At 33.7% G+C, this 11,828-nt stretch carries 7 protein-coding genes; 3 read left to right on the top strand and 4 right to left on the bottom strand.

The annotated features are described in order from the left end of the window. The first annotated feature begins 59 nt into the window (after positions 1 to 59). Entirely contained in the window at positions 60 to 1,013 is a 954-nt protein-coding gene (locus BMY18_RS05200) for an SseB family protein (protein WP_170841304.1), read from the top strand. Positions 1,014 to 1,085: 72 nt separating this feature from the next. On the opposite strand, the gene BMY18_RS05195 is transcribed toward BMY18_RS05200, so the two are convergent. Next, a complete protein-coding gene (locus tag BMY18_RS05195; protein WP_242940966.1) occupies positions 1,086 to 1,604 on the bottom strand; it encodes a hypothetical protein in 519 nt (172 codons plus the stop codon). Positions 1,605 to 1,823: 219 nt separating this feature from the next. Between BMY18_RS05195 and BMY18_RS05190 the strand changes: the two genes are divergently transcribed. Further along, positions 1,824 to 3,932, top strand: coding sequence for a sensor domain-containing phosphodiesterase (locus BMY18_RS05190; protein ID WP_242940965.1), 2,109 nt, complete (start codon positions 1,824 to 1,826; stop codon positions 3,930 to 3,932). A 441-nt stretch (positions 3,933 to 4,373) separates the two neighbouring features. Then, entirely contained in the window at positions 4,374 to 8,513 is a 4,140-nt protein-coding gene (locus BMY18_RS05185; protein WP_092451289.1) for a right-handed parallel beta-helix repeat-containing protein, read from the top strand. A 123-nt stretch (positions 8,514 to 8,636) separates the two neighbouring features. Here the strand turns inward: BMY18_RS05185 and BMY18_RS05180 are convergent, their stop codons facing one another. Genes BMY18_RS05180 through BMY18_RS05170 form a run of 3 tightly spaced genes read right to left on the bottom strand, consistent with a single transcriptional unit; the run spans position 8,637 to position 11,709 of the window. Further along, positions 8,637 to 9,362, bottom strand: coding sequence for an amino acid ABC transporter ATP-binding protein (locus BMY18_RS05180; protein ID WP_092451287.1), 726 nt, complete (start codon positions 9,360 to 9,362; stop codon positions 8,637 to 8,639). Next, positions 9,349 to 10,848, bottom strand: coding sequence for an ABC transporter permease subunit (locus BMY18_RS21605; RefSeq protein WP_092451286.1), 1,500 nt, complete (start codon positions 10,846 to 10,848; stop codon positions 9,349 to 9,351). Before BMY18_RS21605 ends, BMY18_RS05180 begins: the two co-directional genes overlap by 14 nt. A gap of 18 nt (positions 10,849 to 10,866) precedes the next feature. Continuing rightward, entirely contained in the window at positions 10,867 to 11,709 is an 843-nt protein-coding gene (locus BMY18_RS05170; protein WP_170841303.1) for an AraC family transcriptional regulator, read from the bottom strand. Between the last annotated feature and the right edge of the window lie 119 nt (positions 11,710 to 11,828).

Raw genomic sequence — 11,828 nt, 5'->3', positions numbered from 1 at the left:
TTGCAAGAATGCTATGCACGCTGAAAGCTTTTGAAAGATACACAGAAATGAGGAGAATTATGAATCAGAAAAGAGCACAAGAATTAATAAAACATATGGTGGAAGACAAAGATAATGGTACGAATCTGATGAAGAATTTATCTTTATCAGATAGTATTTATTTAGAATCAGATATTTTAAATAATTGTATTCTTAAAGCAAATGAAATAGGGAAAGATACGGATGCTAATTATTTCGCACAAGTTATTGATAAGTTCCGTCCGGTTGTAATTGATAAGATTAAGAAGGCAGATAGATTATGGGTTGTATATTGCGATTCGACAGGTTATCCATATGAATTAGATAAAGACATGTTAGTATTGTTTGATTATGTCAACCACAAAGAAATTATAGAAAAACTTGAAAAGGCTGGATTTAAGATAACAATTATAGATGTTGATAGTCAAAAATTTAAGAATGAAGTAAGTCATATGTATAGAAATGGTTACAAATCAATTCGTTTTATAGATGGTAAATGTGAACCATTTGTAGTTGCACGTGAAGAATTATACTCATATCTAGAATTTTTTGATAAGAATTACATAACAAATCCAGCATTACAGCAAACAATGATTTCATTTTTTCAGGAATTTAGAAAGAAAGTTGATATTACTGCAAGAATTAATATGCTAGAGTCAAGACAAGAAAACATGATCAAAAATATTCAAAATGCAGAGTTTATGGTTCCTTGTACCAAAACTGAGACTGATGAAGAAGTTCAGATAATGCATCCTTTTATCGACCTTAGTGACAAAGTAGAATCTAAAGATGGGAAACCAGTAATTGCAATTCCTGCATTTACAGATGGCTTTGAATTAGACAAATGCTATATAGGAAAAAATGAAACAATGCTATTTAACTTTAAGGAATTAGTTGATCTAATAGAGGAATTAGATGCAAGTGGAATTATTATCAACTGCTTAGGAATTAGCTACTTTATGGGAAAAGAAGTTATAAGTAAGTTTATGCTGTAAAAAAATGGGCTGTTGCAAAAATAACTAATCTAGTAATTAGTTATTTTGCAACAGCCCATTCTTATATGATTCCTAAAATGGGAGCACGCACTCATTTTGATTTACATTGTTAGACATAAACTGTTTTACTGGTTTTTGAAGTTCAGCAGGGATATCTGCTTTGCGAAGCATAACAAGCATTTCACCTTTTTTGAACATCATATAGTAACCATACTTGTCATAGATAGTTGTGAAATCATTCCAGTGATATAGATATCGCAGGTCATATTCATTGATTTCAGCGAGGATACCATTTTCCATGAAAGTTATCTCACAAGGAGCAGTTTCTGACTGATCTCTATGTTTTAGATGATAATTCACAGCACTTCTAAATTGTGTATATATAAAAAATGGATAAACACAAAATATAATATATGCAATTATAAAAAATGGATTATAAAATCCCAAGAATAAAAACACAATACTTGTAAGAGCTGGAATAATTGAAATGATTGGTTCCAGTTTGTTTCTAAGAAATCTATTCCAAAACACTATTTTTTTATATTCAGCACCGCTTGCTTTTAGTATTGTTGTATAACGAATTACATCCATAAATGCCTCCAAAATATATTAATTAGTAAAATTACATATACTTACTTTAACATGATATTGGTGATTTCTCAATTAAAATATGAAAAATAATAATATTTATATCTATATCATGATTTTTATGTTCACAAATATACTAGATTAGGGTATAATGGCAATGTATATGTTATTTTATAAGTTTGATAAATTACTAAACATAAAATATAAATTTGAGGTGACGTTTTGACAGAGAATAGTAAGAAGGATGAAGTCCTCACTGATATAGTTCAGATGCTTGAATCAAATGAATCATTTACAGATATTGTAGAATTCATTTTTAGAAAGGCGGAAGAATATTTAAATACAACGAATGCTTGTTTACTACAAATCAATCCGAATGGAACATTGATTAGCACAATTGTTGATTATAAATCAAAAGTAGGTCGGAATTTGATGATTAATGACAGACCACTTTCTAAGTTTACAATATGCCGTAATGATGTTCTTATATTGAATGATATTTTGGTAGATGATAAATATAAAAAAATTATGGATATGTTAGGTGTAAAAACTTGCGTTACTGTACCAATAGTGATTAATGGTGTAATTGCAATGTATTTTGCTATCTTTGACAGCGAAAGAGCAATTGAGTGGGATAAGTTGCAGATTCAATTTATTAATGATATCTCGATTATAATTCAAAGCATTGCACAAAAAAAAATAACTGGTAATTCTTTGTTATCGTCCTACGAGGTGTTAAAAGAAATACTTAGTAATATTGGAAGTGGAATAATTGTATGTAACAAAGACAATGCAACAGTCCTTTTTGAAAATAGAATTGCACAGGAGTCACAAGAAATAAGACGTTCCATGAAAGCTGGAATTGAAGATTTTTTCGATGCGGATTTTGTTTACAATGGGAGAGCTACAGAATATTATGATTCAGAGTCTGGACTTTGGTTTGAAATCAAATTCGCTGATTTGACTTGGATTGACGGAAGCCGGGTTATAATATGCACAGCAATGGATATTACACAGAAAAAAAAGAATCAGCAAAAGATAGAATATCAAGCTCATAATGATTTCTTAACGGGGCTATACAATAGAATGAGATGTGAGAACGATTTGCAAAAAATAATCAAAAGTGCTATAAAGGAAAACGCAATTGGTGCTGTTTTGTTTATAGATTTAGACGATTTTAAGCATATCAATGACGGACTTGGTCATCAGTTTGGGGACATACTTTTACAGCAGATTGCAGCAGGGCTTCAAAGCATACCTGGACTTCGTGGAAATTGTTATAGAATGGGCGGTGATGAATTTATTATTATCATTTTGCCTGAGCTATACGAAAATATAGACAATATTATCATGCAGGTCACAACAATATTTAATAAACCTTGGTACCTCATGGAAACTGAATATTATTGTACTATGAGTATGGGAATTGTTGTGTTCCCATATAGTGGAACAGATGTGAATGAACTTATCAAAAAAGCAGATATCGCTATGTATGAAGCAAAGAAGAGCGGTAAGAACAGATATACTTATTATGATGAAGGTAATGACAGTAATTCCTCGAAGCGTCTTGATATCGAAAATAACATGAGATTAGCTGTTGCTTCAGAATGTACTGAATTTGTGGTTTACTATCAGCCAGTTGTTGATACATTTACTGGGGAGTGTGTTTCTTGTGAAGCACTTGTTAGATGGGACAGTAAAGCATTAGGTTTTATGGCACCTGGAGAGTTTATTCCGCTAGCGGAGTATCTGGGATTAATCACCTATATTGGAGATTATGTTTTAGAGGCGGCCTGCAAAAAATGCCGAGAATGGAATGAAAAAGGTCATCCAGATTTTAGAGTTAACATTAATCTTTCGGTTGTGCAATTGCTTCAGAAGAATGTTGTTGAAAATATAAGTCGAATGATTGATGTGACAGGAGTGAATCCTAAAAATATTGTTCTTGAGATTACAGAGACATTTGCAATTAATGATATGGAACGCGTCATGAAGATTATTAAAGGAATAAAAGCACTTGGCATTGGAATTGCGTTGGATGATTTTGGGACAGGCTACTCATCGCTAAATTACATCAAACAGCTACCACTTGATATTATCAAAGTAGATAAGACATTTATTGATGATATATTAGAAGATGATTATGCGCAAGCGTTCGTTAAATTGATTGTTGAATTATCTAAGACGATTGGTACAAAAATCTGTGTTGAGGGTGTTGAAAAAGTCGAGCAATATGAATTCCTTAAAGAAATAGGGGTTGATTTTATCCAGGGATTCTATTTTGGCAGACCAATTGCCGTTAAGGATTTTGAAAGGATTCATTTGAAATGATTTGTGGTGTAATTAATAGCAAGAGATAAATAATTAAACAGATATAAGTGATTAAATAGGCCATTAGTAATTAGGTACTCGGTGATTCTGGAAATAGCGGAATTGTTGAGTGCTTTTTTTGCTTTTGAGCTGTGGTTATAATTAGTCTAAATTAATATATGAAATTATACACATTAATTAGTGTTTATAATAGTTACATTTTACGATTATTTACCAGATATTTCATGTGGGCATCATAAAACTATACAATAACTACAAAAAACATTCGATTATTTAATTAAATAATGACATATTTACCATATTTTAGTTGACTAAATATGGCTTGTCAGACTATAATTAGAAATAGTTGGATTGCTTTATTACTACCTAAAAAGCATTGTATTGTGCTGGGAATGTTTTGCATCCGAAGGGTTAATAATTAACAAATAATAGGAGGAAATTATGAAGAAGAAAAGAAGGCAAAGGGTGATTGCTGTACTTATGGCAACACTCATGATTGTTGGGTTGATTCCAACAGATTTTGCAGTCTCAATTGCAAAGGCGGCAACTGCAACAACAAAATTCACACTTGATACAACCAGTAATCTGAAAGCAATGGCAGCAGGAGCTGCAACTGATGGTCAGGAACTAAAAGCAGGAACAGAAGATTATTTTACTCTTTTAATGAGTGCAAAGACAAAAATTGATTCAAGTTCAAAAACTTTTGCGGATGCATATGCTGCAACACAAAGAATTAACTTTGGTGCAGTAGGAACAACTGCAATGAATTCCTTGAAATTTACAACAGCAGGATCGGCTTCTGTTAAAATTTGGTGGGCTGAAGGTGGAGATGATAATCGTCAGATGACAATTATGAATTCTGCAGGAACATCAGTGGCAACAACAACAGATACATTAGCTAAAAATGCTGCATGCATTTCTACATTAACACTTGCTGATGCAGGCACATATTATTTAGGTGGTGTGATTGGCAATAACTATATTTTTAAAGTGGAAGTTGAAGTTACTCCTCCAGCGCCTGTTGAAAAAATTAGTGTAATCGATACGAGCAGTAATCTGACTGCAATGGCGGCAGGAGCTGCAACAGATGGTCAAGAATTAAAAGCAGGAACAGCTAATTATTTTACACTTTTAATGAGTGCAAAAACAAAAATTGATTCAAGTTCAAAAACTTTTGAAGATGCATATGCTGCAACGCAAAGAATTAACTTTGGTGCAGTTGGAACAACTGCAATGAATTCAATGAAATTTACAACAGAAGGAACGGCTTCTGTTAAAATCTGGTGGGCTGAAGGTGGAGATGATAATCGTCAAATGACAATTTTGAATTCTGCGGGAACTTCAGTGGCAACAACAACAAATACATTAGCTAAAAATGCTGCATGCATTTCTACATTAACACTTGCTGATGCAGGCACATATTATTTAGGAAGTGTTATTGGAAATAACTATATTTTCAAGGTTCAAGTAACAGATACCATTGGTGGTAGTGTTGTTAAGCCAGAAAGAAAAGCATGGGCAGATATAACTGCACCTACTATTGGCAAAATTTCTGCCGTAGATGGGGTTGTAACAGTGCCATTTGATATGGTAGTTGGATATGATGGAGCAGATAAAGTAAATGTAATTATGAAAAATGCAAGTGAAGAAATACTTGATACTAAGAGTTCTTCTAAAGAGGGAACAAATGCCTCCGTAACATTTACGCCTTCTGCATCTGGAGATTACCATTTCTCAATTGCGGCAGTTAGAGCAGATAATGCAGATAAAGTTGGAATTGATTCTACATTCGTAGGTTTCTCACTTCCACTTGCTAAAGCTTCATTTAGCAGTGCGACAAGCATTGGCGGCGGAAAAGTTGCACTTGTTTGGGCAGATGTTAAAGAAGCCACAGCTTATGATATTTCATACAGCACAGATGGAATAACATTCTCTACACCTGTTAGTGTAGTAGGAACAACAAAAGATGTTTCAGGACTTACAATTGGAACAAAATACACTTTTAAAGTTGTTGCAACAAGAGGTACAGATGTATCAGTGGCAGCTACAGTTGAAGCTACACCAACACAGCAAGCACTAAGAGTTTGGTCATATGCGGCATTTGGTTCAGGTGTAGATACGACAAATAATAGTTTTTCTGGTAGTGTTAACACCGGAGATTTACGTCTTTGGAGTTTGACAGGAAAAGGTAAAATAGTACCTGCTTCAACAGATGGGCTTGCTTACTATTATACAAAAATAGACCCTAGTCAAAATTTTACATTAAAAGCTAAAGTTACAGTTAATGCTTGGACATTTAGTAATGGACAAGAGGGATTTGGATTGATGGCAGCAGATGCTGTAGGTATTAATGGAGATGCTTCTGTTTTCTGGAATAATTCATATATGGCTTCGGTAACTAAAGTTGATTATGGTTATGACTCAACAACAGGCGCTTTGTATGACACAGTTAATGCAGGAACAGCACTTGGCGGCGATATGAAAGTTTCAATGAAATTAGGCGTAGGCGCACAAGAAAAAACAGGGGCAACAGCTGGAAACATTGCAACTGGAACAATTACAGCAGCAAATCAGACAATGTCTACACTTGAAAATTCAGCTTATATAAATAGTGCAACAACTGGAAATGTTGTAGGAAAATATACAAATACAACTCCTGCTAGTGCAACTTATAACAAAGGCTTAACAACATTTGATTTGACAATAACAAGAAACAATACAGGATATTTCATTAGTTACACAGATGAATTAGGTAAAACAAACACTAAAAAATATTATGATTATAACAGAACAGCATTAACACAAATTGATGCAAATGATATTTATGTTGGTTTCTTCGCTTCAAGAAACGCAGATATTTCAGTTAGTGATGTTTCATTAACAACAATTAATCCTGCTGATGATATTGCGGCAGAAGTACCAGAAACAACATATGTTACACCAAATTATACAGTGACATCACCAACGGCAACAGGTATTGTAGATTACAATCTTGTTTTCACAGGTAATGCCAATGGTGTATTAACAGTAAAAGATCCAAGTGGTAATGTAATTATTGATGCTGCAAGTGTTACGGCAGGAACATCAGTAATAGCACCAACAACAACATTAAGCAAAGGATCAAATGCATTTGAAGTAACATTTAAACCAAATGATAATTATGTTCCAGGTAGCTATCAATTATTATCATCATATGATGCAGTTACTTTTACACATACAGTTAGTTACAAAACGTATGGTGTAACAGGACAGTCAATTTGGGTATCACCAACGGGAACTTCTAAAGATTCAGGTAACAAGTCAAACCCAATGGATATATATACAGCAGTAAAATATGTTCAACCAGGACAAACAATTGTAATTATGGAAGGTACTTATAATCTTGAAACAACAGTTAAAATTGCTAGAGGTATTAATGGTACAGAGGCTAGTCCAATTACAATGGTAGCTGATTCAGCTGCTACAACAAGACCAGTATTTAATTTCGGAAAGTTAGCTGCAGGTATGGTGCTTGCTGGTAATTACTGGACTTATAAAGGCTTTGATGTTACTAATTCACAAGATTTTCAAAAGGGTATTCAGTTATCTGGTAGCAATTGTACATTAGATCAGGTAAATACTTATTACAATGGTAGTACAGGTATTCAGGTAAGTAGACTTTTGACTACTGATTTATTTGAAAACTGGCCAGCTAATAATCTTATCCTTAATTGTTCTTCTTACGGTAATGCAGATCCAGGATATGAAGATGCAGATGGATTCGCTGCTAAACTTACAGTCGGTGAAGGCAATATATTTAGAGGATGTATTGCACACAACAATGCTGATGATGGATGGGATTTATTCGCTAAAGTTGAAACAGGTAAAATAGGTAAGGTAGTTGTGGAAAATAGTGTGGCTTACGGTAATGGTTATCTTGAAGATGGAACCAATGCTGGTAATGGTAACGGATTCAAACTTGGTGGTTCAAGTATTACAGGATACCATGAGTTAAAAAATTGTATTTCATATAACAATAAAGCAAAAGGTATCGATTCAAATAGTTGCCCAGATATTAAAGTAACTAATTGTACAACATATAACAATGGTTCATATAATGTTGCTTTATATACAACTGATGCTAAAAATACAGATTTCTCTGCTAATGGTATTATCTCATATAGAACAACTAATTTAACGCAAGTAGAACAAATCAAGTTATTAGGTACACAAGATCCAACTAAAATAAATGCTGAAAACAACTTCTTCTGGAATGGTGTTGACAAGTCCGTTAACTCATTAAATGTAGCAGTGTCAGCTAATTGGTTTACAAGTTTGGATACATCAATTGTACCTACAAGAGATGGCGATGGAAGTATTAATATGAATGGATTGTTAACACTTACATCATTTGCTCCAGCAACTGCAGGTGCAAGACTTGCAGCTACTCCTTCATTAACGATTACAATTCCAACATCAGTTCCAGCACCTAAAACTGGTGACTCAACACCTATATACTTATTCTTCACATTAAGTATTATGAGTGGTGCAGCTTTAGTAGGATTATATTTCTACAATAAAAAAAGAAAGTTTGCTAAGTAACTATTATAATGATAATGATTAAATAAAAGAAACAAAAATAGGAGCAACCAAGTATTATTGGTAGCTCCTATTTTTGTTTTACATTATTGTTTGTCTTATTGTATACCTTTTCAATTTACGATTCTAATTCAAAACCTTCCGCAGGAAACTCTGAGTTCTTTCATTCTTAGGACTATTAAATATCTGTTCCGGCGTGCCTTCTTCAACAATCATACCATCGTCCATAAAGATGACTCTATCTGCAACTTCTTTTGCAAATCCCATTTCATGAGTTACTACAACCATCGTCATACCGCCCTGCGCGAGCTTCTTCATAACATCAAGAACTTCACCTACCATTTCTGGATCAAGGGCTGAGGTTGGTTCATCAAAAAGCATTACGTGTGGGTTAAGGGCTAATGATCTAGCAATTGCAACACGTTGCTTTTGACCTCCGGATAATTGAGCTGGATAGTTATCTGCTTTGTCAGCAACGCCAACACGCGTTAAAAGGTCCATAGCTGCCGTTTGTGCGTCTTCTTTTGACATGATCTTATGTTTGATTGGGGCAAGGGTTATATTGTCTAGTATTGAAAGATGTGGGAATAAGTTAAATTGTTGAAATACCATTCCTACGTCTCGTCTCATCATGTTGATATCCGTGTTTTTTTCCATAAGATCAATTCCATCTATTTTAATCGATCCTTCATTCGGTTCTTCTAAGCGGTTGAGGCAACGAAGTAATGTACTTTTGCCGGAACCGGAAGGCCCGATTACTACTACACATTCACCAGGTGTAATGTGAGTATCAATTCCTTTTAAAACTTCTAAGTTACCAAAATGTTTGTGCAAATTATTAATGTATATCACCTTTTCGTAACCTCCTTTCAAATAAATTCAAGAGTTTCGTTAAAATCTTAATCAAAATATAGTAAATAATTGCAATTGCAATTAATGGGTAGAAAGCTTCATAAGTTCTTGAAATAATGAAATCGGATGCTTTCGTTAAATCCTGAATAGCTATATAACCGACAATTGCTGTTTCCTTAATTAATGTGATAAATTCATTACCAAGTGCTGGAAGTATATTTTTGATTGCCTGTGGCATTACGATGTAACGCATTGTTTCGCCATATGAGAAACCAAGTGAACGTCCACCTTCCATCTGGCCATTGTCAACAGCAAGTATTCCTGCACGGATGATCTCGGCAACATATGCACTGCTGTTAATGCCAAATGTTAATACTGCAGCTATAAATCCAAATCGATTGTGGAAAACTACCATGTACATAATAAGAAGCTGCACCATGGAAGGTGTACCTCGAATAATATCAATATAGATATTGGCAATTCTTGAAAATATCGTTTTTTTGCCTGTTACAATTTCTGAGAGTTTCATTAATGCCAGAACAAAACCAAGAGCAACGCCAAGTAGAACTGCAAGTAATGAAATGGAAATCGTAATTCCAAGACCATTTAATAACCGCATATAGCCATTGGTTTGTACAAATACTCTGTCAAGTTTATCAACAAATTTGACAAATGGGTTAGTTGAAGTTGTAGCATCAGTAGTGCTTGTACCATTGATATAAGTGCCAACCAACTGATCAAATGTTCCATTTGCCTTGACACGAGCTAAACCTTCATTTAAATCAGCCAATAATGCTGTATTGCCTTGTTTGACAGCAATCGCATATTCTTCTGTAGAAGTATCTTCGACGATGTATTTTAATGATTCTTTATTCGCTTTTACAAATTCTTGTGCGGGGTTAGCATCAATTACGACGGCATCTACGCCACCATTTTTTAATTCAAGCACTGCGTCAGTACCTTTTTTGAAACGTTTTACATTTGTTGTAGAATCTGTAATAACTTCGTTATCATCAGCTGGTGTTGCCAAAAAATCACCGGTAGTTCCTTCTTGCACAGCGATGTCTTTACCATTTAAATCAGAAAGACTCGTGATTTTGCTGTTGATAGGAACGATAATATACTGTGTTGCAGTGTAGTATGCGTCTGAAAAATCGACACTTTGTTTTCTGTCTTCGGTAATTGTCATGCCGGCAATGGAAGCATCCAGACCACCCGTTGTTATGGAAGCAATTAAAGACTTGAATTCCATATTCTTAATTGTGACGTCATAACCCATCTCGTTACCAATTGCTTTTATTAGGGCAATATCAAAGCCATCTTCAACACCATCATTATTGATGTATTCAAATGGTGGAAATTCAGCGTTAGTTCCAACTAGTAAGGTCTTGTTGGTTGTGTTGGATTCGCTTTTTCCACAGCCGGTTAATGAAAATAGCAGGCATAGGACGAGAAGGGATAGAACTAGTCTAAATCTCTTTTTCATATTAGTTCTTTTCTCCTTTTATTTTTTTTGGTTATACTTTTTTCGAAAATTAGTAGGTGACAGATTCTCTGTTCTTTTAAAAACATCGCAAAAATAATTTGAATTAGAAAATCCACAGTTTTCGGATATTTCATTCATCGTTAGATTGGTTTCTACTAATAAGCGGCGCGCATTATCTAGTTTTGCATTATTTAGATATTCAGAGTAGGTACAGCCCATGGCCTTCTTAAATAATTTTGAAAAGTAAGTAGGCGTTAAATACACAATAGCAGCCGTTATATTTAGTGATGGACTGGTATAATAATTATTATCAATATATTGTACAGCCTTAATTATATGCGCTTCTTCCTTCTCAAGAATGATATTATTATTCGTGTTTGAAACTCTCTCCCGAATAGAAATTATAATTATTTGATTCAGTAGGCTCTTAAGAATAATCTCAGAATATCTATTATAATTATTATATTCATTTTGCATAGAAACAAATAATCTCATTAATTGATCTTGTGTGTCAAGATTAAAATGATAGATAGGATCATCAAAAATTCTATAAAATCCCTCTTTTCCAAGTGATTCAATTAAATCATTAATCATCTTATCAGTAAATTTAACACATATTCGTTCATAGGTAGTTTCGTTGAGGTAGGTATTTCTGAAATGGACATTTTTATTTATGAAAAAAAGAGTACCTGCATCAACAATATTAATTCGGTTAGGAGTAAATAGCTTTCGCTTACCACTTATAATATAGCTTAATGCATAAAAATCATTGTATTTATCGGGTATTCGCATTTCATAATAAGGCTCACGAATCTCTCTGTTGAAATTAATGTTTTGACCAGAGGTTAATGGTAAAGACATAATGTTCTCCTTCATAATGGTTAATAGCGCTTTCTATATATTAACACAAAAAACAAGAGATAAATAGGAAAAAATATAAGATATCAGAGGTGAATGAGGCAAATTAGATTTACAATATA

Origin of the sequence: [Clostridium] fimetarium (assembly GCF_900111235.1) — a bacterium.
GTDB lineage: Bacteria > Bacillota > Clostridia > Lachnospirales > Lachnospiraceae > Clostridium_N > Clostridium_N fimetarium.
Note: the sequence above shows the minus strand (reverse complement) of the source record. Positions and strands in the feature narration are given on the sequence as shown.

Bases quoted from the DNA above. Each gene is read 5' to 3' on its own strand.
- BMY18_RS05200 (WP_170841304.1), top strand. From the start codon at position 60: ATGAATCAGAAAAGAGCACAAGAATTAATAAAACATATGGTGGAAGAC.
- BMY18_RS05195 (WP_242940966.1), bottom strand. From the start codon at position 1,604: ATGGATGTAATTCGTTATACAACAATACTAAAAGCAAGCGGTGCTGAA.
- BMY18_RS05185 (WP_092451289.1), top strand. From the start codon at position 4,374: ATGAAGAAGAAAAGAAGGCAAAGGGTGATTGCTGTACTTATGGCAACA.
- BMY18_RS21605 (WP_092451286.1), bottom strand. From the start codon at position 10,848: ATGAAAAAGAGATTTAGACTAGTTCTATCCCTTCTCGTCCTATGCCTG.
- BMY18_RS05170 (WP_170841303.1), bottom strand. From the start codon at position 11,709: ATGTCTTTACCATTAACCTCTGGTCAAAACATTAATTTCAACAGAGAG.